At 49.5% G+C, this 24,142-nt stretch carries 21 protein-coding genes, 1 tRNA gene and 1 pseudogene; 13 read left to right on the forward strand and 10 right to left on the reverse strand.

All coding sequences use genetic code 11. The annotated features are described in order from the left end of the window. Window position 1: 1 nt before the first annotated feature. Genes DFR60_RS05830 through DFR60_RS05840 form a run of 3 tightly spaced genes read right to left on the reverse strand, consistent with a single transcriptional unit; the run spans window position 2 to window position 5,163 of the window. Window positions 2-2,380: an FAD-dependent oxidoreductase gene (locus DFR60_RS05830; RefSeq protein WP_110322033.1), complete on the reverse strand. Its 2,379-nt coding sequence runs from the start codon at window positions 2,378-2,380 to the stop codon at window positions 2-4. A 7-nt stretch (window positions 2,381-2,387) separates the two neighbouring features. Then, window positions 2,388-4,655, reverse strand: a complete 2,268-nt coding sequence (locus tag DFR60_RS05835; RefSeq protein WP_110322034.1) for a xanthine dehydrogenase family protein molybdopterin-binding subunit — start codon at window positions 4,653-4,655, stop codon at window positions 2,388-2,390. A 1-nt stretch (window position 4,656) separates the two neighbouring features. Further along, a complete protein-coding gene (locus DFR60_RS05840; RefSeq protein WP_055660703.1) occupies window positions 4,657-5,163 on the reverse strand; it encodes a (2Fe-2S)-binding protein in 507 nt (168 codons plus the stop codon). Between the two features lie 174 nt (window positions 5,164-5,337). Here DFR60_RS05840 and DFR60_RS05845 point away from each other — a divergent pair, with 174 nt between their 5' ends. After that, window positions 5,338-6,894 (forward strand): PucR family transcriptional regulator, encoded by a 1,557-nt coding sequence (locus DFR60_RS05845; RefSeq protein ID WP_110322035.1) that lies wholly within the window; start codon window positions 5,338-5,340, stop codon window positions 6,892-6,894. A 21-nt stretch (window positions 6,895-6,915) separates the two neighbouring features. Further along, entirely contained in the window at window positions 6,916-7,071 is a 156-nt protein-coding gene (locus DFR60_RS31375; protein WP_432764100.1) for a DUF6783 domain-containing protein, read from the forward strand. Here DFR60_RS31375 and DFR60_RS05850 read toward each other — a convergent pair. Beyond that, a complete protein-coding gene (locus DFR60_RS05850) occupies window positions 7,068-8,471 on the reverse strand; it encodes a family 4 glycosyl hydrolase (protein ID WP_110322036.1) in 1,404 nt (467 codons plus the stop codon). The genes DFR60_RS31375 and DFR60_RS05850 overlap by 4 nt on opposite strands. A gap of 165 nt (window positions 8,472-8,636) precedes the next feature. On the opposite strand from DFR60_RS05850, the gene DFR60_RS05855 reads away from it, so the two are divergent. Continuing rightward, entirely contained in the window at window positions 8,637-9,512 is an 876-nt protein-coding gene (locus tag DFR60_RS05855) for an AraC family transcriptional regulator (protein WP_110322037.1), read from the forward strand. A 77-nt stretch (window positions 9,513-9,589) separates the two neighbouring features. On the opposite strand, the gene DFR60_RS05860 is transcribed toward DFR60_RS05855, so the two are convergent. Beyond that, window positions 9,590-9,796, reverse strand: a complete 207-nt coding sequence (locus DFR60_RS05860) for a hypothetical protein (RefSeq protein WP_110322038.1) — start codon at window positions 9,794-9,796, stop codon at window positions 9,590-9,592. Between the two features lie 231 nt (window positions 9,797-10,027). Between DFR60_RS05860 and DFR60_RS05870 the strand changes: the two genes are divergently transcribed. Beyond that, window positions 10,028-10,201, forward strand: coding sequence for a hypothetical protein (locus DFR60_RS05870; protein WP_110322081.1), 174 nt, complete (start codon window positions 10,028-10,030; stop codon window positions 10,199-10,201). A 104-nt stretch (window positions 10,202-10,305) separates the two neighbouring features. Here the strand turns inward: DFR60_RS05870 and DFR60_RS30785 are convergent, their stop codons facing one another. From DFR60_RS30785 to DFR60_RS05885, 3 genes are read right to left on the reverse strand one after another with little or no spacing between them, the layout of a single operon-like run. Further along, window positions 10,306-10,815 carry a hypothetical protein gene (locus DFR60_RS30785; protein ID WP_243004982.1) on the reverse strand — a complete coding sequence of 170 codons (510 nt, stop codon included), beginning with the start codon at window positions 10,813-10,815 and terminating at the stop codon, window positions 10,306-10,308. Then, window positions 10,812-11,111 carry a hypothetical protein gene (locus DFR60_RS30150; protein WP_146218579.1) on the reverse strand — a complete coding sequence of 100 codons (300 nt, stop codon included), beginning with the start codon at window positions 11,109-11,111 and terminating at the stop codon, window positions 10,812-10,814. The genes DFR60_RS30785 and DFR60_RS30150 overlap by 4 nt, the downstream gene beginning before the upstream one ends. Before the next feature lie 54 nt (window positions 11,112-11,165). Continuing rightward, window positions 11,166-13,421, reverse strand: coding sequence for a helix-turn-helix domain-containing protein (locus tag DFR60_RS05885; RefSeq protein ID WP_110322041.1), 2,256 nt, complete (start codon window positions 13,419-13,421; stop codon window positions 11,166-11,168). Between the two features lie 125 nt (window positions 13,422-13,546). Between DFR60_RS05885 and DFR60_RS05890 the strand changes: the two genes are divergently transcribed. The 5 genes from DFR60_RS05890 to DFR60_RS05910 all read left to right on the forward strand — a co-directional run bounded on the left by DFR60_RS05890 (window position 13,547) and on the right by DFR60_RS05910 (window position 21,892). Further along, window positions 13,547-15,064, forward strand: coding sequence for an extracellular solute-binding protein (locus DFR60_RS05890; protein WP_110322042.1), 1,518 nt, complete (start codon window positions 13,547-13,549; stop codon window positions 15,062-15,064). A 248-nt stretch (window positions 15,065-15,312) separates the two neighbouring features. Further along, a complete protein-coding gene (locus DFR60_RS05895; protein ID WP_243004983.1) occupies window positions 15,313-16,239 on the forward strand; it encodes an ABC transporter permease in 927 nt (308 codons plus the stop codon). A 1-nt stretch (window position 16,240) separates the two neighbouring features. After that, complete coding sequence (locus DFR60_RS05900; protein WP_110322043.1) at window positions 16,241-17,137, forward strand: carbohydrate ABC transporter permease; 897 nt, start codon at window positions 16,241-16,243, stop codon at window positions 17,135-17,137. 37 nt (window positions 17,138-17,174) lie between these two features. After that, on the forward strand, window positions 17,175-18,731 hold the full coding sequence (locus tag DFR60_RS05905; RefSeq protein ID WP_167437515.1) for an extracellular solute-binding protein: 1,557 nt from the start codon (window positions 17,175-17,177) through the stop codon (window positions 18,729-18,731). 23 nt (window positions 18,732-18,754) lie between these two features. Then, window positions 18,755-21,892: an alpha-mannosidase gene (locus tag DFR60_RS05910; RefSeq protein ID WP_110322045.1), complete on the forward strand. Its 3,138-nt coding sequence runs from the start codon at window positions 18,755-18,757 to the stop codon at window positions 21,890-21,892. A gap of 393 nt (window positions 21,893-22,285) precedes the next feature. Here the strand turns inward: DFR60_RS05910 and DFR60_RS05915 are convergent. Further along, a pseudogene (locus DFR60_RS05915) lies at window positions 22,286-22,687 on the reverse strand (FadR/GntR family transcriptional regulator); the annotation flags it as partial. Window positions 22,688-22,728: 41 nt separating this feature from the next. Between DFR60_RS05915 and DFR60_RS30270 the strand changes: the two are divergent. The 4 genes from DFR60_RS30270 (at window position 22,729) to DFR60_RS31380 (ending at window position 23,813) form a co-directional block, all read left to right on the forward strand. Next, window positions 22,729-22,893, forward strand: coding sequence for a hypothetical protein (locus DFR60_RS30270; RefSeq protein ID WP_167437516.1), 165 nt, complete (start codon window positions 22,729-22,731; stop codon window positions 22,891-22,893). A gap of 14 nt (window positions 22,894-22,907) precedes the next feature. Next, window positions 22,908-23,234 (forward strand): hypothetical protein, encoded by a 327-nt coding sequence (locus DFR60_RS05920; protein ID WP_110322046.1) that lies wholly within the window; start codon window positions 22,908-22,910, stop codon window positions 23,232-23,234. Next, a complete protein-coding gene (locus tag DFR60_RS05925) occupies window positions 23,224-23,412 on the forward strand; it encodes a hypothetical protein (RefSeq protein ID WP_110322047.1) in 189 nt (62 codons plus the stop codon). Before DFR60_RS05920 ends, DFR60_RS05925 begins: the two co-directional genes overlap by 11 nt. A gap of 71 nt (window positions 23,413-23,483) precedes the next feature. Continuing rightward, on the forward strand, window positions 23,484-23,813 hold the full coding sequence (locus DFR60_RS31380; protein WP_110322048.1) for a tyrosine-type recombinase/integrase: 330 nt from the start codon (window positions 23,484-23,486) through the stop codon (window positions 23,811-23,813). Window positions 23,814-23,898: 85 nt separating this feature from the next. Here DFR60_RS31380 and DFR60_RS05935 read toward each other — a convergent pair. Continuing rightward, window positions 23,899-23,978: transfer RNA gene (locus DFR60_RS05935), tRNA-Leu, on the reverse strand. Between the last annotated feature and the right edge of the window lie 164 nt (window positions 23,979-24,142).

Here is a 24,142-nt window from a genome sequence, read left to right on the forward strand (position 1 = left end):
CTTACTCTTCAGTGGAGTTTCTGGCGTTTAACAAGGAGTTCCGTACCAGAGTCTTGGCAATCTGTACTTTATAGCCATTTTTAGAAAGCGGAAGCGCTCCCTGAAGGGCGATCTCGGCCGCTTCAGCGGCCAGTTCCCCAGTGACTGCTTTTCCGATGATATAAGCTTCCGCCTCCTTGGCACGCAGCGGAATCGGAGCGACGGCGCCCAACACAATTCTTGCGTCTGTGACGACGCCATCCTGCACCTTGTAGGCGGAGGCGACGCTGACTACGGCGAAATCATGAGAATCCCTGACACGGAACTTATCATAACCGATCCGGTAATTCTTTGCAGAAGCCGGGATTCGGATTTCCGTTAAAATTTCGTCTTCTTCTACCAGCCGGCAATGGGATTTTTTCATCATTTCCCCGATCGGTTCTCTGCGTTTATTAGTTATAATTTCCGCATCCATTGCGGTGAGGACGGTTGCCACATCGGAGGGGTTCACGGCGAGACAGCCGCAGTTAAAGCAGCGTTTTGCCTCTTCCTGCACCTGCTCCAATGTAAGGCCATAGGAATCTTCCAGATGAAGTCCACGCTCCTCTTTCGGGCGTTCCGGCAGCCTGGCGGCCTTCGAGTGGCCGGTACAGGAGGCGTCAAAGGTAATCAGCCCGCCAAGTGGGTGCCTCACGTCCCCTTCCGCTTCACCGGTCATAAAGCAGTGGACTGCGACAGAAGCTTTCTTGCCGTCTGCAATGGCGTCTACCACCGTTTTCGGTCCGGTCGTGACGTCGCCGACCGCAAAGACTTTATCCACACTGGTTTTCATAGTCAAAGGATCTACGGAAATCAGCCCGCGGCTGACCTCCAGCTCCAGCGCCTCACCCAGGAAGGAGAGGTCGGTTTTCTGGCCTACTGCCATGAGGATGGAACTGCCATAAAGTATGGTAGTTTCGTTTTCGTCGTAGGATGGGGCAAAATGCCCCTGTTCATTAAAGACTGCAGTACAGCGTTTCAAGACAAGCCCTGCGATTTTCCCATTATCTCGAAGAATTTCCTTTGGTCCCCAGGAAGGGAGGATTGTGATGCCTTCTTCTCTGGCTCGGTTCAATTCCTCTTCACTTGCCGGCATCTGGTCTTCTGGTTCCAGGCATGCCATAACCACGTTTGCAGCGCCCAGACGTTTCGCTGTGATCGCCACGTCCACTGCCACGTTTCCGCCGCCGACAACGATGATGTCTTTGCCGATCTTGCTTTCCATCCATTTATTGACTTCAATCAGAAAATCCAGTCCGAAGGTGGTGAGTTCTTCCCCATCGAGCCCGATCAGAGGCCGTTTCCAGGCGCCTGTATTTAGAAAGACACTGTCATACTGTTCCACCAGATCATTTACCGGGATGTCTTTTCCAATCTCAATGCCTGTCAGGAATTCGATCCCCATGTGTTCAAGTGCGGAAATTAAGTTTCTGACGATCTCCTTTGGAAGACGGTATTCCGGAATTGCATAGCGGAGAAGTCCGCCGGCTTCCTCCATTTTATCGTACACCCGGACGCTGTGTCCGCGGCTCCTTAAATAGAATGCCGCAGTCAAACCGGCGGGGCCGGAGCCTACGATGGCAACGCGCTTGCCGCTGTCTGTCTTTGGAGGTACCATAAAGCGGTCGCTGTGTTCCAGGATATGGTCACCCACATACCGCTCCATACCTCCAATGTTGACATTGTCGTCGTACTCCTTCCGCTTGCAGTTCATCTGACAGAAATGGGTACAGACACGGGAGGTGACGGCCGGAATCGGGTTAGCCTCCAGCAGGATCGATGCCGCGCCATCCAGATCGCCGGCGCGCAGCTTTGCAAGGTATTCCGGGATATCCACATGGGCGGGACAGTTGGAAGAACAGCCGCTTAAGTTTACCTTCCTGGCTCCGAAAATGGAGTGGTTCTTATTTTCTCCGGTCATGGCGTTGCAGGTGTCGCCCCCCTTGCGGAGGCACTGGATTCTGCCGCCGATTTCATCGGGATAGCGGTAGTACCAGCACCGGACTTCCTGACAGAGATTGCCGCCGATGGTGGCAAGGTTGCGGATTAAGGGAGTCGCCACACTTCTCGCGGCGTCGGCCAGCGCACCGTATTCCTGCTGAATCAGAGGTGAGGACGCAATATCACAGAGTTTGGCGGTCGCACCAATCTTCAGGCCGTCTTCGTCCTCCACGATGTGGTCCAGTCCTTCTATGGATTTGATATTCACAATTGTTTCCGGGTAATCCGGTTCTAATTTATGTTTTAAGACACTGAGCAGATCCGTTCCGCCTGCGATAACTCGGGCATTTTGCTGTTCTTCTTTTAAAATGCCGGCGGCCTGGCTTAAGCTCTCTGCATCCGTATGGTTAAAATTTTTCATTTGGTGTTCACCTTGCCTTTCCTAACGCCTTAAGGATGTGATCCGGTGTCAGAGGATAATCCATAAGCTGAATGCCGATTGCATTGGAAACCGCCATTATGATGGCGCCCGGTAACGGAGCACCGGATATCTCACCGACTCCGATTCCTCCAAATGCGCTTAAATCATTGGGGGTCTCTTCAATATGGGTTTCAAAGGTCGGAAGATCCGGGAAGACTCTCCACTTAAAATCAACCAGGTTGTTAGTCAGGAATTTTCCTGTCTTTTCGTCCAGAATCATCTCCTCGTTGATGGCGCTGTCGCTTCCGCAGCTTCCCAGGCCGCCTTCTAACTGCATCTTTAAGGAATATGGATCGATGACCTGCCCGACGTCGGTTCCCTCTACTATACGCACAATTCTCACGTCACCGGTGTCGGTATCCACTTCCACCTCGACGAATGCGATCATGAAACACGGCTTGGAGTGATCCATTTCAAAGACGCCATGGCCTGTAATGGTGTTCATGGGCCCTAATACAGCAATCCATGGAAGCGCGACTTCCGGGTTGTCTTTCATGAAAATGATTCCGTCACGCGTATCCAGCATTTCGGCAGGGCAGTGAAGAATGGCCGCCGCGCCTTCCAGAAGCTGTGTTCTGGCGTTTCGGGCCGCGTCGCCTACCATGCGCCCATATACAAGCGTTCCTCTCGATCCGGCCAGTCCCCAGTCCCATGGATTATCCTGGCTGTCAGGTGTAGAAATGGTTACTTTATCCAGCGGCAGATTTAAAATTTCAGCGGCCATTTTTACTACGGCTGATCTTTGACCCATGCCGGATTCGGCGATGCAGACATTGATATTGGCAGTTCCCCATCCGTCCAGCTTGACGAAGGCTTCGCCGTGCAGCATTCCGCAGTCGGCGCTTCCATGGACACAGCAGCCCGCCCCGTACTGTTTGCTTCCCACAGTCTTGTACGGTTTCAGCCAGCCGGGGAATTTATCCTTCCAGCCAAAGTGTTCGGCTGCGTGATCCATGACATCGTTATAACTTAAGAAATGGTTTTCCCACCAGTGGCCCTCAACCCAGTAGTAACCTCCGTTAATGTCACACATATTTTTTTTGAAGAAGTCTACGGGATCCAGATTCATCTTCGCCATGGCCATAGAGAGAACCGGAACGAGAGACGCATAGGATTCCTGTCCGCCAAATCCGCGGATACCGCCGGAACGGCAGCGGTTGGTGGCCACCAGATGAGGCTGATAATTCCAGTGTTTGCATTTGTTGAGCAGCAGCATGGCGCGTCCCAGACCATTAGCAATCTGGCCCTGGCCGAAATCGGAGTGAACGCCGGAACCAACCAGCCAGGTTCCCTCATAGGCGTGAACTGTTCCGTCGGCGAGCAGTCCCACTTTAGCGGTCAGACGGCTGCCTAAGCGGAGCATATAGGTGGACAGATGCGCTTCCTTTGAGATGACCAGCTTCACCGGTCTGCCGGTAGCTTTTGCCAGCGCGGCACAGTAGAGCCCTTCCATGGGAACCGTATTCTTACTGCCAAAGCTTCCGCCTACATTGGCTGAGATGACGCGTACGGTGACACCGGGCATGGCGAGCTGCATGATCATTTTTTGGATGTTGGGGCTCTGAAAACTTCCCTTCATGCTGCACTGGCTGGGGCCATCCCACCAGGCCACGAGGCCCGGACTCTCAGCAGGAAGCGGATTGGAAATTGTCTCATACCTGGAGGTGCCTTCTACGACGACAGCACATTCCTCAAAGCCCTTTTTTGTATCTCCCATGACCAGCTCCTGCAGGGCCTTGGGGCCGAAAGGCGGGCAGCCGCGCTCGATGATATTGCCTGGGAACTGCTCGTATAACTGCGGGGCTCCGTCAGCAATGGCCTCGTCCAAGTCATGGACGGCGGGGAGTACCTCATATTCCACTTCGATTAAATCGGCCGCCTCCTCGGCAGTCCGGTTTGACGTGGCGGCAATCAGCGCCACCGGATCGCCGACGAAACGCACATGACGGTCCAGAATCCTTTTCTGAGCCGGCATACCTGTAATCCAGTCAAAGACATTTTCGTAGGTCAGGATAGTTCTTACTCCAGGCAGCTCCAGGGCTTTGCTCACATCAATTTTCTTTATCATGGCGTGAGGATGAGGACTCATTTTAATCCGGCCGTAGAGCATTCCGTGCATATGTATGTCGTTCGCGTACTCCGCGGATCCTGTAACAATGGCTTTGCCGTCTATTCGGGGAGTCGGCTTGCCCACATATCTGAATTCCTTACCCATATCATTCACTCCCTTCTTTGGCGGCCTGCTTCACGGCCTCCAGCACCTGGTAATGGCTGATGCATCTGCAGTAATTTCCGGCGAGAGCTTCCTTGATCTCTTCCTCATCCGGATGTGGGTTTTCCGCCAGCAGAGCCTCGGTTGTCATGATGATTCCCGGTGTGCAGTATCCGCATTGAAATGCGGAGTGGTCTACAAATGCCTGCTGTACCTTATCCAGTTCGCCTGTATTCGGATCCTGGAGTCCCTCGATGGTACGGATGTCGGCGCCGTCGCACTCAATGGTCAGCACCGTACAGGACGGTATAGCCTTTCCGTTCATGATGACGGTACAGCAGCCACAGGCGCCGTCATCGCAGGATATCTTGGTTCCCGTCAACAGAAGGCGCTCACGCAGTGTCTCTGCCAGTGTGTCTGCAGGAGCAATCTCCCCCACTGCATTCCCCACACCCAGCTGGTACACATCACCATTGACGGTGATTGTGACCGATTTTTTGTTTTCGCCCATAATTTTTGTAACCTCCTTACAATGGTATTTATCAAACTCGACAATTGACTAAAAAAGTGAAACGTTATTGACAAAAATATGTCATTATGCCTAAAATAACTATAACACAGGTGTGAGACAGGTAATCTACAAAAAGTGAGCCATGTTTTTGTAGGGAAAGGAGCTTCGCCGGAAATGAAATTAAAATTGGAGTATCTGGCCGGATGCGGGACTTTTTCAGAGTGCCGATTCCGGACACCGTTTTATGAGAAAGAGGTTAGCGGCCTGGCTTTTATTTGCAGGTCCGGTCCGGCAGTGTGGGAGCCGCAGAGTCTGCTTCTGGTATGCGCCGGCCTGATTCCCGGTGGGGGAGAGCAGCTGGCCTTGTGGCTGGATGAGCGAAAAGGCCGTGGGGCAGTCGGATTTCTCGCGGATTTATCCGGGGAGGAAGAGGAGCGGATTGATGCGCTGGCAAAGGCATGCCGCGAGCGGGAACTGGTCTTCGGTACTGTGGCAGCGGACCGTTTTGTATCGCTGATAAATGAGTATTCTCATCTGATTGCATCCAGGACGGATGGAACCGTAAGAGCGTATGACAGGGTATTGGAGGACCTTCAGCACCGGTTTTACATCAGCGGAACGGATTCTCTCTTAGACGGCCTGAGTTACTGGACCGGCTGCCAGGCGGTACTGATCGTGGGCCAGGATACATTTGTGAAGCCGCCGGTTCCCGTGCTGAATGAGGCTGTTTTCTATCCGGCCTACTGGCGGAAGGAGCCGCAGAAGTCCCCGTTATCCCATGTAAGCCTCTATTCCTCGTCGTATTCGGAGAAAATGCTGCTGCAGGCGGAGCTGTTTAAAAACCGCCTGCCATTTGGCGTGCTCTGCCTGATTGGAGAAGAGGGCAGATTCGAGCCATCGGATTATATACTTTTAAACTACGCCTCCATTCTCTGTACCGGTATCGACGATTACAAACGGCGTTCCCGCCGGATTGAGGCCGCGATGGAAATGATCTGCGGCGGCCAGATGCCGGATTCCTCCGTGACAAACCTGTTTCCGGAATCCGGATATGCGCTGGTGCTTCGGGATCAGGAGACAGACGATGCGGCGGACGGAAAAAAGGAGTATTTGTCTTATCTGATTCATCATTATTTTCCGCAGCAGCTCTGTTACAGCTTTTCGGCGGAAGGGAGTCTGCGGCTGTTTGTATCGACGGAAGACGTGGACCATTTTGGCCGCCGTCTGCTGGATATTTTAGACGGCGCCGGCAAACGGTGCAGGGCGGGAGTGAGCCGGTATTACACCATTTCCCAGGCGGTTACCGCTTTCTTTGAGGCGGAAAGCGCGGCCCATATCGCCGGACTTCTGGAGTACGGCGAGCGGATCTGCTATTACCATGATTTAGGTATCTACCGGCTGCTCAACTACCCGGAGAATTCATGGCCTATCAACCAGATGCTGGGGGAAATGGACGAGCTTCTGAATCAGATGGATGAGGAAAAAAGGGATGTCCTGGCGATGACCGTAAGGGTCTTTGTCAAATGTAAATTCAATTACCAGAAGACGGCGGACAAACTGTATACACACGTTAATACTGTCCGCTACCGGATTAAGCTGATCGAGGATTTGTGGGATGCGGACCTCTCCAGCGATGAGGGGCGGCTTCTGTTCAGCGTGCTGGCGAAGCTGCTTCCGCTGTGGATGAAGAGCGGGTGTTATAGTGGGACGTTGCCAAAGGAGGGGGAGTGAGGAGGGGACGCCTCAGAGCTTGTGGAGAGTAGGAGGGAGGCAGGGACGAAGGGGGGCGTGCAGCTGGCGGAAATGAATTTTCAGACACGCTCCAAAGTGGAAAGGAGGGAAAAAGGGTGCTTCGGCCTGAAGGAGACAAGGCGGAGCACCCTTTTGATAAAAAGTATTTGTTTTTAGTTTTCTTTCCAGCCGTCTGGCAGGTAGTTTAGGGTGTTGGCAATCATATCGTTTACCAGAGTTTTTACTTCTTCCTCTGATGCGCGTCCTTTGACAAGCGGGTCGGCCAGGAAGGCTTCGCAGACGAGGGCACGGTCGTATGTAAGTGCAGCTTTTAAGATTCTTTCATGATTTTCTACATGAGGAGCGATTAAGGTCTTTACCTGCTCCGGTATGGTGCCGGCGACGATGGGCTGGATGCTGTCTAAGCTGAATACGGCGTTGGTTTCTACCACGGCGTCTGCCGGGAGATTGGCAATCTGAAGGGCGGTATTCGGGATGTTGACGTTGCTGATGGAGCGTTCCAGGCCGCATAAGGACTTGATTAACAGGATTCCTTCCTCTCCTGACGGTTCAAGCTTAATCTCTTCCTCACCGGATACGAGGCGGTGGCTGCGGTCGAGGCGCTTCTGCAAATCAGCTTTTCTCCAGTCTACTGTGGTCAGGCCGAATTTCCAGGAAGATACGGTCTCGGGATCTTTTAAATACTCACCGCCCGGCATGAACTCCGCCAGATGACGGTCGCCTGCGGCGGCAATGAGGCCATAGCGGCGGAATAAATCAAATTTAACGCGGTGGGCGCAGTCAAAGGTGCTGTTGGCCCAGTTTTTGTCTGGCTCGTTGTAACCTTCTTCGTAGTGGCTGTCGATGTAATCACGGTAAACAGGGAACAGATCGATTCCTTTATAGGAAGCCTTGTCGAGCCATGTAAAATGGTTGATTCCCAGCACGTTGATGTTGATGTCACGGCGGTCAATTCCGGTCAGACCAAGGGTTTCCTCGCAGATGCCCTTTAATACCTTCTGGGTGCCAAATACTTCATGGCAGCATCCAAATGCTTTGATCTGCGGGAACACATGGTAGAGAGTCTTCACACATAAAGTCATGGGGTTGGTGTAGTTGATGACCCATGCTTCCGGAGAGTACTTTTTGATAGCCTCCGCGATTTCTACAAACATGGGAATGGTGCGCAGGGCACGGATCATTCCGCCAGGGCCTGCAGTGTCGCCGACAGACTGGTAGATTCCGAGGCGTTCCGGCAGATGAACGTCACTTGCCATTTCATCAAAAGTGCCTGGCAGTATGGAGATTACGACGAAGTCACAGCCGGTCAGCGCCTCTCCGATGGTGCTGCAGGTAACGTAATCCCATTTTCCCGTGGTATCCTCTCTGGCAGTCAGCTTATTACCGATGATTTCATTATTTTTGGCCGCAGCCTCATCGATGTCGTAAAGACGGATGGTTCCGCTTAAGGAATCGTCCATGGATAAGTCGGTCATGAAGGTCCAGGCCCAGCCTCTGGAGCCGCCGCCGATATAAGCGATGTTCAAATCACGGACTTTGTTGTTTTCGTATTTCATGGTAAAATCCTCCTTCTATGCATTTCCTGCTTTCGTGTCTCATTTCTTTCTATTGCTAATTATACAGCAGTATAGTATTATAAATCTTATAGAATCGATGCTTTTTATGGAATTTTCGTACTTTTGGCTACTGATTTTAAAAATGTAAGAAGCGTGAGGCAGAGGATGGAACAAACGGTATTTTCAGAGAAAATGTCGGGGCTCACCATTGATGAGGTGATCCGTGACTACGAATTTACGATGCAGACCAAACATTTTCATGACAGCTTTGAACTGTATTTTCTGCTGGAGGGAGAGAGATACTACTTTATTGACCGGGAGACTTACCATGTAAAAAAGGGAATGGTGGTTCTGGTTAACCGTCAGCAGATTCATAAGACCAGTCTGGCTGGGAAATCGTATCACGACAGGATCCTTCTGCAGATCAGCCAGGAAGGCTTCAGCCCATTGCTGGAGCAGGCAGGGCTGGTTCCGTTAACCAGGATGTTCGAGGAGAATTATGGCGTAACCGAGCTTCCGGAAAAAGTGTGGGAGCAGGTGAAGCGCCTGCTGTTCGAGATTCGGGATGAGTTAAAGGAAAAACAGGGGAAATACGATGGGATGGTAAAGCTGAAACTGGCGGAGATTCTTCTGCTCATTTACCGCTGCCGCAGGAACCGGGTATTTTATAAGCAGGGCGGGGAGATTTCCACAGTGCAGACGGCCAGACACCAGAAGGTTCATGAGGTGGCCGACTATCTGCTCCACCATTATGACACGGATGAATCGCTGGAGGACCTGGCGGAACGGTTCTTCATCAGCAAGTCGTATTTGAGCCGGATCTTTCGGGAGGTGACTGGTTTCTCTGTCAATGAGTACCGGAATATCACCCGGATCCGGAAGGCCAAGGAGCTGCTGGCGGGCAGTGAGTATTCGGTGACGGAGATTTCGGAGCTGTTGGGATTTGAGAGTGTGACGTATTTTGAACGGGTGTTTAAGAAATTGACGGATAAGTCTCCGCTTAAGTATAGAAGGATTTGCTGCGGGGATATGGAGGAGTAGCAGTAAGATTCGTTTGAGTAAGGCAAGCAGGGGGGATTTCATTTCCCCGCCTCCCTGCCGCGATCCTATAACCTCAGTTATTCATGATCTCCAGTCTTATAATCATCTCTGGCCCAGTTGGGTGCATTGATGGGGCCTGCTTTTGCATTGCCGTTTTTGGCGGCACCCTGAATTTCGGGTACCTGGGCCTGCTCATTCTCAGGACGATTCATTTTATGATGATTTTCGGTTCCGTGATTATCCGCATCATAAGGACTGGGCCTTCTCATTCCTGCTTTTGCCATGATCATACCTCCTGTCTGCAGTAGTTTCTGTATCATTGGAAGAAAATATGCAGGAAACTTCTGCTGACAGATGAATGGACCGGGAAAAGCCGTTTGGAAGGGGGGCAGGAAAAGAGGAAAATGGAAAGCACAGGGATTCCCAGGCCTGGTTAATAATACTCGAACTGGCGATGATGTGGTACATTATCCAGAAGTTCATCAAGGAAACCTGCCAGCTCCGTACAAAATACAATACCAGAAACGCCGGGAAACTGGTATTACGCAGATGAGACGGGTGTCAGAGTAACTGGCTGGGTAAAATCCGGAGAGAAGTGGTATTACTTGAATGAAGACGGTAAAATGGCGGTAAACCTAACAACTCCGGATGGATACAAGGTTGATGAAAATGGAGTAATGATTGGTTAAATTATTATGATAAAGACATGGTTGGAGTAGCTTCTTAATGTTGGCAGCTCCAACCGTGTTTTGATTTATTTAGGATTTGCAGGCTCAAAAAATCATGATCATCATTAGAAAAAATAAGAGAGTGAGATTCCAAGCCCATCACATATTTTCTCGATAGAGACAATGTTTGGCTGTAGTTTTTTTCTATACCAGGTGGAAATAGTAGAGGTGGGTATCGAAATCCAGATAATCTTTTTCCAGGCCAGATCGTATCGGTAGGAAGAGCCAGCAACCGTGTAGTGATTTTTAATCGCATCTCCGGTCATGCCAATTCCGTTGTCACTCACCCGTATAGCTGCATGCCCGTCAGGGAGACTGTCAAATTCTAAGACTACCCTGTTATGGTAGCTTTCGTCTTTTGACCGGCATAGCGCCTGCCTTTCATGGCAGGCGTCAATGGAATTCTGCAGCAGTTCACGTATTCCGTACACGGGCTGATAATCATAAAGGGGCCCAATTAAGAATCTTAACAGTTCGGGATTGGCCTGAAAGGCTATCCTTTCTGTCAGGTAGTTTACACGGTGCTCTGCGCACTCCATGTTTGTCAGATCAGACGTTATCCTTCGTCTACTCAAATGCAGTTTCTCAGGGGACCTGCCATACTGCGCCTCCATGGTATCGAGCATTTTCCAGATGTCCTCTCCTTGGGAGCGGCGATATGACCGACAAGCAGGGAATATTGCGCGGGAAGCGCCTGAATACTGCCACTGGCACAGGGAAAACCGGTACAGGCGATATCAGACGCTATACTGCGGTGATTGCGGCGCAGAAATTCTCCGATGAAGAGACGGTCATACAGCATGCCCATATCATGATCCAGAATATCGCAGTATGCGAGTATAGAGGATTCAAGGGCATAAGCGTTATCCATACAATACCTCCTGAAAGTTTTCAAAGAAGCTTTCTGATACTAATACCAGCGGATTTAGCAATTGCTCCGGTACTGCCCCGGTGAGATCCCTTCATATTTGCGAAACCAGCGGTTCAGGGTAGCAACACTGCCGTAACCCACCTCGGCGGCGGCCTCACTGACGGAGTATCCCCTGTGGCCGATCAGTTCCTTGACCTGTTTGATTCGCTTTTCGTGTATGACGTCTATGATGCCGGTATTCGTGGCTTTCATATAGATGGAAGAGAGGTATTTGGAACTCACTCCCAGCGTATCTGCAATGTAGGTGATATTCAGATTTTCGTCATGAAGATTCTGATCGATCACTTCGTTGATCCGCATGACCCAGGTGTCGTTCAGGCCGGACTGCGCAGCGCCGTCTGCGGCCTTCTGCGAGATTATGAGGGCCGTTCTTTTAAGTATATGTTCCAGTCTGCCAAAGGAGTTGGCTTTCAGAAACTCATCTGCGGCCTGGTTGCAGTCTGTGGCAAAGATGCCATGCTGCCGCATATTGCCGGCGGCGGTGATGATGGCGGACAAAACGGAGCCTGCCAGGCACTTGGCGGTGCAGAAGGGTAGGTTCCTGGACGAGATGGAATCCAACCACTGTGTGGTAAGCTCCCCGGCAGCCTCCGCCTGGCCCGTCTGTATCAGATTGATCAGGTGCTTCTCATGATCCGACGAATCGGGCAGGGCGTCCCCTTTCTCTGTGGAAAGGTCATCCTGAAAGACGATCCGTATATCTTGTTTCATGATACAGTAAGATAACGCGTATGCGGCTTCCTCGTAGCTGGTGTTAAGCTGCGCGATACCTTCGTGTATGCCGCTGACGGCAAAATAGTACTGAAACTCACAGGCTGTGCCGAGATATTCCGACAGAGTTTCCAGGGAGGAGTTAAGCAGCTCTTTCCAGTCTTTGAGAACGTCATCTGCGGCAATGATGCAGGCATTGAAATCATAGACATTGGTGCTGTAGATGGATATGCCGTCAGGCAGCATGTCTGTAAGCCGCTGTGTGAACTGCGTCTGATAAAAGGAAGAGTAAGCACTTTCCGCAAGTTCAGGATGTTTGGCCGGCCATTTTTCGGATACATCCGTTAGAGTGAGGAGCAGCAGATAGTTCTTTTTTAATACTTCCCGCTCGATCTCGGTTATCAGCGATTCCTCCATAGAAGACCAGCTAAGAGTCCCTTTGAGCAGGAGAGAAAGATAATAGGAATAGATCGTTTTGTTCTGTCTCTGTACGACCTCTTCGATTGAAGCGTTTTTTTCGTATATCTGCTGCAGCGCTCCAGATACGATCTGGTATTCATTCAGTATTTCGTTTTCCGTCAGCGTGTTATGCTCACGGACGGTGTTGACCAGTTTTTGTACCGGGGAATAATTGCGCCGGGTGAAAAATGTGATCAGAATCAGACCGCCCAGAATACAACTGGCCAGACTTACCAAAAGCGTTCTGCGAAGAAATATGAGCTGGCTGTCGGCAAAACTGACTTCCACCGCGGATACATAGGTGAGCGGCATCACTGAGGAATTGACACTGCAGTAGTAGCTCTGTCCTTCAGTATCGCTGTCCGGGGACAGGCAGGTCAGCACCTCATTGCCGCTGTCCGTTATATAATAACGGCTTTCGTCTAAAACCGTAAATTTCTTTAAACAGCCTCTAAGCGTGTCCGAATCCAAAAGTACAGCGATATACCCTGACGGAGTATAGGCATATGGCAGCGGATAGGTAATAACCAGATACTGCTCCTGTCCGTCCGTCAGAGAAAAGATATGATTCTCGGTAAGATCCAGCCCTTCACAACGGTTCCATATGGCGCTCTCCAGACTATTGTCCTGCTTCCATTCACTGATTCCCTGGCTGTGCCAGATCAGCCTGTTATTCGTAAATATGTAGTAATCGTCGATCAGGCTGTCGTGTGGCTCATAGGAGCTTAGAGTGCGGTTCATCTGATGAAGCACCGAGGCTTGGGCGTAACTTTCCAGGTAAACGGATTTGCCGGAGGCGTTCAACAGAAAATTCACGTTGTCATCCAATGAAATCCGGGAGACGAAATCGCTGATCAGGGATAATTCACCGTCCATATCGCTCTGAAACTTTTCAAGCGATAAACGCTGCGATTCGATGGTCTGGCTGCGGATTGTGGAGACAGCCTGGCGATATGTAAAAAACTGAAAGACGATGGGAAAAAGAAAAATAACTGCATAGGATAGGAGCCAGGAAAAAAGTACGCGGTGGCTGCCGCCCGCTTTTGCAAAACGCTGGTTTTTCATTGGAGTAAGCATCATTGGAAACACCTCATATAATGTGATAATCTCGTTTACGAAAAGAATAAGCTAAGGTATAATGTTCTTAATATTATTCTAATCGATTTTGAGATGCCTTTCAAGGAAAAACGGAGGAAGAACAGCGGATGAAACATTTATTACATGCGATGCTTTTTATGGCAGTTATCCTGCTTGCCGGCTGCAGCCAGGATGGAGCGGATTCCGGGGAGGAAGAGGAACGGCCCATAACACTCTGCTATGAACTGTTTGGCAGCCAGACTGCCGAAGACACCGAGAACGAATGGTACAGGGAGCTGGAGCGCAGGACGGGAGAAAAGATCACGGTTCAGAGAATTCCAAGCGTAAACTATGTGAGCCGCATAGAACGCATGACGACGGCGGACAGCCTGCCGATGGCGGTTGCCACCAATGACAGCCTGATGTCCTCACCGGTAATGCGCCGCGCCATATCCGCGGGATCATTTTGGAAACTGGATGATTACATAGAGGACTATCCGGCGCTGTATCAGCAGATCGGAGAGCAGTTCTGGGAGTCAGTCCGGATTGACGGTGCGGTTTACGGTATTCCGAGGCTGCGCATTCAGCCGAGAAATGGACTGTATTACCGGGCGGATTGGGCGCAGCGGCTGGGGATATCCGAGGTGCGCACATTGGAAGATTTTTATCGTATGCTTACCCGTTTTACCTATGAGGATCCGGACGAAAATGGCAGGGATGATACATACGGTCTGGGATTTTGCTGGACGGATTATGGAAATAAATCCTGGAACGGTATTGCGACTCTGACTACTGTGCTTGGAGGGCCGAACTATTGGGAGTACAGGGACAACGCCATGCTGCCCGATTTTTTTACGGAAGAGTATCTGGAGGCGTTAAGGTTTTTTCGCAGGTGCATAAATGAGGGCGTGATGTCAAGAGAGGCCTCAATCACAACGGTGCAGCAGCGCCAGAAGGATTTTCTTGAAGGAAATACCGGCTGCTGTTTCGGCTGTATTGATGATGCATTGGGGCTGCAGGCGGAATTGGAAAGCCGGATTCCCGGCGCTTCCCTGTCGGTGATGACCAGTCTGGAGAATGGTGACAAACGCAGACGGGTCAATTCTGACAGAGGATATAACGGCATGTTGATGTTCAATAAATCAGGGGAAGGCGGAATACGGACGGAGGAAGAACTGCGCAGGGTGCTGTCCTTTTTCAACAGTCTGTGCAAACAGGAGGATCTGTTTACCTACGGCGTGGAGCAGGTGGATTTTGTACAGAATCCGGACGGATCCAAAGAACTTCTGAAAATGGAGGACGGAACACTGAAGCTGAATGCGGATATGATGGATTTTACACAGATTTTTACCTTTGACTGCATGACCGGGGCAAGCGAAGACAGTGAGCTGAAACGGCAGATGGAAAAGGTGATGGAAGAGAGCAGCCCATATCTGGTATTCGATGATGCGGATCTTCTGCAGTCCTCTACTTATATTAAGAAGAAAGAGAGCCTGAACCGGATCATTCAAAATGCATCTATGAGGTATATTTTAGGAGAAATAGGGGATGAGGAATTTAATGCGGCCCGGGAAGAGTGGCTGGAAGCGGGAGGAACAGAGGTTATTTCGGAATTGACGGAGCAGTATGAGCTAAAAAAGAAATAAACCAATATTCATAAAAAGGATAAGGATGGAAAAAACATCCTTATTTTTTTGTGCAAAAATACAAGGTAGATGTAAAAAAGGAGATACTGAGGCTTGACTTGCCTTTTTGATCGTCGAAAAATACCGTTCACTTCCGATTTTGATTGTGCAATACGACATACTGGGCCTGCACTTTTTTTTAAACTGGCATTACAATAGCAGCATGGCAAAAAAGCCGAACAAAAAGAGGGAAGGAAGGGATTCTCAAGGTGAATCACAAACAAAAACAAAAACGGGGTTGGGCGGAGGCCATTCGAAAGGACTGGATCCTCTATCTGATGATTTTACCCGGCATGCTGTATTTCCTGATATTTAAATACGGTCCGATGTTCGGACTCATTACGGCGTTTCAGGATTACAATCCGATGGTAGGGGTTTTGAAAAGCTCCTTTGTAGGATTGAAGCATTTTCGGAGGCTCTGGTCCGATCCAAAATTTCTGCAGATATTCGCGAATACCCTGCGCCTGGCAGTCTACAACATAATTTTATATTTTCCTCTGCCGATCCTGCTGGCGCTGCTGCTCAATGAATTAAAAAATGAGAAGCTGAAGGGAATAATTCAGTCGGTAGTGTATCTGCCCCATTTCGTATCATGGGTTGTGGTGGCCGGCATTTGTTTTACACTGTTTTCTTCACAGAGCGGTGCGCTGACCGGAGTGCTCTCCGGCATTTTTGGCAGGGATGTCAGTGTATTAAGCGAACCGAATTCATTTGCACCGTTGATTACGTTCCAGGTGATATGGAAAGAAACGGGCTGGGGCACCATCATTTTTCTGGCGGCGTTAGCCGGGGTGGACGTGCAGCTGTATGAAGCGGCGAGGATTGACGGAGCGAACAGAAGACAGCAGATGTGGCATATCACGTTGCCTGCTTTAAAAGGTGTAATCATTACATTGCTGATCCTGCGAATGGGAAGCTTTTTGAATAACGGGTTTGAACAGATCTTCCTGATGCTCAATTCTATGAATCGGGAAGTTGGGGAGGTATTTGATACATATGTTTATCAGATGGCGATCAAAAACGGCAGAGTCAGTTATGGTACGGCCGTGGGCCTGTTTAAATCCGCAGTCTGTCTGATTTTGGTGTTGATCACAGATAAAATAGCCAAAAAGGCCGGAGAGGAGGGGGTATTCTAGGATGGCAGCGAAAAAAAACAATAAAATTAAGGCGTCCGTTGGGAGCCGTGTCTTTGATCTGGTGAATCTGCTGGTGCTGCTTACAGTGGCCTCAGCCTGCCTGGTGCCGTTTCTGTTTGTAATTGCGGCATCGGTATCCCCGCTGTCAGATATACTGACGAGGAAATTTTTTATCTATCCGATCCATCTGGATTTTTCAACCTACAAATATCTGTTTTCCAGCGTGTCTCTGATTAAGAGCATGGGCGTATCCTGTTTTGTGACGCTGGTGGGCACAGTCCTTAGCATGGTGCTGACTCTTATGACTGCCTATGTCCTGTCTAAAGATCATCTGAAAGGACGCGGCTTTTTCAATGCGCTCATTGTTTTTACCATGATGTTCAGCGGAGGCATGATACCGACCTATCTGGTGGTGAACGGCCTTAAGATGACCGATACGCTCTGGGCTCTGTGGCTTCCGGGCTGTATCAGCGCTTATAACACGATACTGATCCGTTCTTCCATCAGTGCGCTTCCTAAGGAGCTGGAGGAGGCCGCTGTGGTGGATGGCTGCAATTATTTTCAGAGCTTTCGGCACATCGTCCTGCCGCTGATTAAGCCCGCAGTAGCCACTTTTTCCCTGTTTTATGCGGTGGGATACTGGAACGACTATTTCGACGCGGTCCTATATGTAAATAATTCGGAACTGTGGCCAATTCAGGTTTGGCTGCGTCAGATCGTGCTGCTGTCATCCGGCGGATTTTCAGACGCTTCGGCGGTCAGTGACATCGGCTATATACCGCCGCAGAATGTCAGCTATGCGGTTATAGTATTTGCCACGCTGCCGATCCTTCTGGTGTATCCGTTTGTTCAGAAATGCTTTTCGAAAGGCATGATACTTGGATCTGTCAAGGGGTGATCCGCTTTCAGATAAAAACAAAAAAAGGAGAATGTATATGAGAAAAACAACAAAAAAAGGTTTGGCTGCTTTGCTGGCCCTCACAGTTGTGCTGTGCGGGGGATGCGCATCAAAAGGGCAGAACGCGAAAGAAGCGGAGGGGGACTCTACCGTCCGGTTAACGATTATGCAGGAGCTGTTTTCGGACCAGGCTCCGGATATGGAGAATAACGCATGGTATAATGCGCTGGAGGAGAAAATGGGCATAGAGATCGAAATCAATTATGTGCCCACGCTGTCCTATGAGGAAAAGGTGACAACGCTGATCGCGTCAAAGGGCCTGCCTAAGATCTTTTCCGCCAACGGCAATGTTTTGATGAACAATAACATGATCCAGGCGATGGATGGGGGTGGATTCTGGACTCTGGACGATTATTTAAAGGATTATCCGAACCTGTACAATTTTATCGGGGAACAGACCTGGGAAAACTGCAAACGTAACGGCAAAATCTATGGCATTCCTAAGACCAGGATTCTGGGAAGGTGCGGATATGTGATCCGTCAGGACTGGCTTGATAATCTGGGCCTGGATATGCCCGAGACTTTTGAGGAATTCAAAGAAGTGATGAGAGCTTTTACAGAGGATGACCCGGACGGCAACGGCGCCGATGATACTTACGGCTTTGTTTCTTCTTATCAGGGACCGTATAACCGTGAATGGAACGGGCTGGAATTTTTGGCTGTGGCCATGGGCGCTCCCAATGAATGGAAATATGAGAACGGTGAGATGGTTCCGGATTTCGCGACGGATCAGTGGCTTACGATGTTAACCTACATAAAGGATATGTATGACGGCGACTATTTGAATAAGGATTTTGCGGAAATCACCGCAAATGACAGAACCAGCGCCTTTGATCAGGGAAAATGCGGCGTGATTTTCTGTACAACCGATGATATCAGCACCCGCTCTGCAAATTTGACTCAGGTTGTGCCCGAGGCGGTGTGTAAGGTTGGTTCCGCGCTTCATTTTGAAGGGGAAGAACCGAAATGTGTTTCTACAAAAGGTTTTAACGGCCTGGTAATGTTTAACCGCTTTGGTGACGGTGCGATACAGACCGAGGAGGAGCTGAAAGAAATTTTAGGCATCTATGACAGTCTGTGTACGCAGGAGTATCAGGATTTCATGGCATACGGTGTGGAAGGCGTCCACTATGAGGTTCAGGATGAAAAGCGGGTTATGATTATGGATAAGAGGACCGGCAAAACACAGCTTAGCATGGATACCGCCGACGGACTGAATCAGAGTTTTCCCTATCCTCCCTATTTCCGCAAGGACGATGACAGTCAGATGCTGACGGATCTGTATGACTCCATCGAGTACAGAAATCAGCACCTGGTGACCAACGATTCCATCGGGCTGCAGTCGGATACATATGACGAGCTTTCCAGTGAACTGGATAATATGATGATGGATGCGGATGTGAAATACATAATGGGCAGCATCGACGCAGACGGATACAGGAAATGTGTGGACCAGTGGAGAGAACGCGGAGGCGCCGATGTGATTAAAGAATATACGGAGCAGTATGCGGAATATAAGCTGGACGAACAGTAAAGACGTAAAAAAGGAGGGATAATGTGAAGTATTATGAATCCAGAATCCGGACAGTGCTGAATGTGCTGAAGGATGCCTGCAGGACAGAGTATCTGGAAGCACAACAGATCCGGTACCGCAGCTGCGGCTATGAGATGGACAGTGTGATGAAAGAAGATATCTCCGGATGGAAGATATTTAAAAAAGGAGATACCTGGGGATCGGAGGACGGACACGCCTGCTTTGCATTATCCTTTCAGATCCCTCCGATCCACCAGGACCGGCCCGTATGGATGGAGGTGCTAACAAACCTGGATAATTACTGGGATACCGATAATCCGCAGTTTTTAGTAAACATTGACGGCAGGAACCGGTGCGGCCTGGATGTCAACCACAGGACCTGCAGGATTTCCCCGCGGGCCGAAGCGGGACAGCGCTATGATGTGCGCATCTACGCATATCAGAACCACGCTCATTCGGATGTGTCCCTGAAAGTCACCTTTTACGTGCTTAGAGAGGATGTGCAAAAACTCTTTTACGATCTGCTCGTGCCGTTTGAGGCCGCTGTGCTGCTGCCGGAGGACAGCTATGAAAGACAGCATATGTTGATGCTGCTGAATGAAACGCTCAATTGTCTGGATCTGCGCCGGGTTGGCTCCGAACAGTTTTACAGATCGGTGAAGGAGGCTGAGGCGTATCTGGAAGCCCATTATGAAAAGCTCTGCTGCCCGCAGCCGGCCGTGACGGAGTACTGCATAGGCCACACACATATTGATGTCGCCTGGAAATGGCCGCTCCGCCAGACCGTTGAGAAGGCGGTGAGGAGTTTCCACACCGTTCTGGAGCTGATGGATCAGTATCCGGAGTACAGGTTTATGTCCAGCCAGCCGCAGCTCTACGAATTTGTTAAGGAAGAAGATCCGGATCTGTATGCGCAGATAAAAGCCGCTGTTAAGGCCGGCCGATGGGAGCCGGAAGGCGGTATGTGGCTGGAACCTGACTGTAATCTGATAAACGGCGAATCCATGGTCCGGCAGCTCCTTTATGGCCGCAGCTTCTTCTGGCGGGAGTTCGGAGTGCGCTGCGAGATCCTGTGGCTGCCCGACGTATTCGGCTACAGCGCATCCATGCCCCAAATCCTGAAAAAATCGGGAATCCGTTATTTCATGACCACAAAAATCAGCTGGAATGAAGTGAACCGGATTCCAAACGATACAATGGTATGGAGAGGAATTGACGGAACCGGTATCCTGACGTATTTTATAACAACTCAGGAGAATAAAAAGACGCCGGGAGAGGATCCGGACGATTTTACCACCACCTATAACGGTGAGATCACGCCCAGCCAGGTATCCGGCTGCTGGGAACGCTACAGTAATAAAGGGATGAATCAGGATATTTTAAACTGCTTCGGTTTTGGTGACGGGGGAGGCGGCGCCACGGCGGACATGCTGGAACAGCACGCCCGGCTGAAAAAGGGCATAACGGGCATCCCGCGGACAAGGCAGGCCTTTGCAAAAGAGTTTTTTCACAGGCTGGAGCATAATCTGAAAGACCGGGATGTGCCGGAATGGTCGGGGGAACTGTATTTGGAGTTTCATAGGGGAACCTATACATCCATGGGCAGAAATAAACGTTATAACCGGCTTTGCGAATGGAAAAACTGTGATGTGGAACAGTTTTCCGTGCTCGGCCGTCTGTTGCGCATCGGTCTTGAGTATCCGAGGGAAGACCTGAACCGGTGCTGGAAGCTGACCCTGCTGAATCAGTTTCACGATATCCTGCCGGGTTCTTCGATAAAAGAAGTTTATGAAGACTCAAAAAACCAGTATGAAGAAATATTAAGGACGGACAGGCGGAATATTGAGGCGGCGCTGCGGGCTGTGGCGGGCGGGATTCCGGCCATCGGCAGGAGCGCAGTTGTGTTCAATCCCCTGTATACGGCAGGAGAAGGAATGATCCGGATTGATTCAAACTCGCCTGTGTCCTTAATACGGGACGGTGCGGTATATCCGGGTCAGCTGGCCGAGGACGGAGGTTATTTGTTCTGGGTTGACGGGATTTTGCCCAAAGGGTACGGTGTGTTTTCCGTTGAGCCAGCGTCTGCCGGGACAGAGGGAACCCCGGTTAAGACAGCAGATGGCGTGATTGATACGCCGTATTACAGGATACGGCTTAATGAGCAGGGGTATCCGGATTCCATCTATGATAAAGAGGCCGGGAGGGAACTGGTACAGGAAGGAAAATGTGTCAATGAGCTTCAGATATTTGAGGACCGCCCTTCCCAATACGATAACTGGAACTTGGATGCCTCCTATCAGGAAAAAATGTGGGGCGCCAGGCTGCAGACAGAGCCAAAAGTAGTGGAGACCGGACCTGTGCGGACCTGTATCCGGACCGTGCGCCATTTTCTGGATTCCAGGATACAACAGGACATGATCGTGTATTCGAAATCGCGGAGAATTGATTTCGTTACGGACGTGGACTGGAGGGAAAGCCAGCTGTTTTTAAAGGCCGCATTTCCGCTGGAGATTACGGCGGGCCGTGCCGTGTATGATATCCAGTTCGGCAGTCTGGAACGTCCCACACACATGAATACCAGTTGGGAACAGGCGAAATTCGAAGTCTGCGCCCACAAATGGGCGGATCTGTCCGAGTACGGATACGGAGCGGCCGTTCTGAATGACTGTAAATACGGGTACGACATCCACGGTTCTGTGATCCGGCTGTCCCTTCTAAAATCCGGCATATATCCCAATCCGGATGCGGATAAGGAGAAACACCGCTTCACCTATTCCCTATATCCTCATATGGGAGGATATAGGGAGGGAAAGGTGATAGAGAAGGCATATGAGCTGAACTGCCCGCTTTATGCGGTGCTTACGGGCCCTCATGCGGGCGGCCTGCCTGCCCGCTATTCCATGATAAGCGCCGACCGGGAAAATATTGTGATCGAGACCATTAAGGAAGCGGAAAATTCGCAGCGGATTGTGATTCGAACCTATGAAGCGTGGGGAAAAAGGACCGCTGTGCGTTTTCGTATTGCAGAGGAGATGGGGGAGCGGGTCTTTGACGCCTCTCTGATGGAAGAGGAGGAACAGCAGATCGAATGCGTAAACCATATGTTTTCCGCAGAGTACGGTCCGTATGAGATAAAGACATTTTTGATCGGAGAGCAATAGATTTCAGCTGTTGTACATCTCCCGGTACTGGCTTGGAAAACAGCTGGTCTCATTCAGCAGCATTTTGGCTTTTTTGATGTGTACTTGATTTAAATAGCTGGAGAGGACTCTGCAGCTGTAAGCGCCAGTATAGAATTATACGAAAGCGAGCTACCATATCTGGGCTGAAGTGTGGCAGAAAGGATTCCAGGCCTATACAGGTGAATTGAAGGAGACCGATTCCAGAATACAGTGAAGGAAGTTCTGGAGGTGCAGAACAAATAATGCTGAAAATAACTGAATTACCCCAGACAGCAGCTTAAAAACGTGCCCTGAAGCAAACGGTGTTTTTCCGTTTGATCAGGGCGCGTTTTATAGTATCATGGGGGAATAGGACATTGTATAGGATGTTAACTAGTATTTTTCTGGAACTCGAATATTAGCTGTGTTATGAAACCTATATTTTTCTGACATATGTTTCTTCATACGAACCAAATTGTAACGGTAACAATCTGCTAACTCGTCCAATTCCTCTACGGTAAACTGCGAAGCTGCAACTAAAGCCGCTGGACGAGTAATTAATACCATTAGCTGTAAGACATGAAGATAACATAATGCCTTTTCTGCATACTCGAAATTAAGTGCCAACTGATGAAGTTTCGTATCATCCGGTTCTATAACTATAGTGCCTTTACCATTTAGCTTCTTTACGAAACCTCTCTGTTCGAGTTCTGACAATGCCTTTCTGACTGTCGATAAAGAGACATCATACTGGCTAGCAAGTTGCTTTTCATAGGGGAGATACATTTCAACAGACAAAGGAGCAGAAGAAGATCGAGCAGGAGATCAAACTGTTTATGCAGGAACATGGATCCGCTGTAGGAGATTGCTATCAAGTGACCTGGAGCGGCGTTGATTCAGCCAGACCCGATACGGCAAAATTGAAAAAGGAGCGCCCGGAGATTTATCAGAGTTATGTACATGTCAGCCATACAAGGCGCTTTACCGTCAAGGAAGCGTAGGAGGCGGATCAACCATGAATATCAGAGAAAAAGCATTGAAAAAAGTAGACGGGGAGTATAACGAATTTCGTGACCGCATTCTGGGAATGAAGAGTGCAGAAATATGGGAACGGAGCAGACGGATTCAGTTCTACTGCTATATCTGGGAATATTTCGAATATAACAAAAAGATAGGATCATCTGTGCTGGAATATACCGCAGCGCTCAACCATCCGGTACAGATAATGTGGAATTTCTATTTGAAGAATGAAAACTGCCATTGTGACACATGGGAAGAGATCACGGCGTTGATTCACACGATGATGGAGGCAGAGAAAGGGGAGAAGAATCATGGCAAATGATATCAAAGGCGAGTTAGCAAAGCGTGCGTCCGGATCGGAAGCACAGGCGGTAAAGCTGGCAAAGCTTACACCAGAGTGTTTTCCCCGGATTGCATTGTCAGTGATCAAAAATACGCCGAAGCTGGCGGAATGCAGCCCCATGAGTTTTATCGCGGCGCTTATAAAGCAGCTATATTAAATTCAATCCAACTGCGATAGAAGAAGCCTCGGATAAGGGTATCATTATCACACAGATGAAGAAAAAAGTACATCCTATGTTATCATGATAAGGGATTAGTATTCTGTGATCAGTTTAGTGATTACTACACAGAGGAAAACGTGCGATATTGGTTTCTGAAATGTGTAAAGCAGGCGGGAATTACCTATCATACCCTGCATGACTGCTGTCATACTGTCTGTTCATTTTTGATTAAGCGAGAAGCACAGCCAAAATTAATTCAGGCTCTTTTAGGCCATACTTTGCTGTCTACTACGATGGATATATACGGAGATATGTTCATAGATGTGGAGAGCCAGTTTGTCAATCAGCTTGACGACGTATATGGAATTGGAGTGCAGGAAGATAAAAATGTTATATGACAAACTCAGCTATATTTCAATAAAATAAAAAGCGATGAGCCGCCACAATACGACGATCCATCGCTTTTCTACTATTTGATTTCAGTGCGGGTAACAGGACTTGAACCTGCACGGTCTCCCACCAGAACCTAAATCTGGCGCGTCTGCCAATTCCGCCATACCCGCTGACACCAATGGATGATACCATCTGAGGGCGGAAATGTCAAGAATTTATAATTAAGCTTTGTGAACACTTATGACTGATTTATGATAATGTCCTTATATACCACACGTAATTATGTCCCAGCCTAATGCATGATGTGGTATACTTATCCCTCATGACTATAAGA

This window comes from Hungatella effluvii (assembly GCF_003201875.1).
GTDB classification, from domain to species: Bacteria; Bacillota; Clostridia; order Lachnospirales; family Lachnospiraceae; genus Hungatella; species Hungatella effluvii.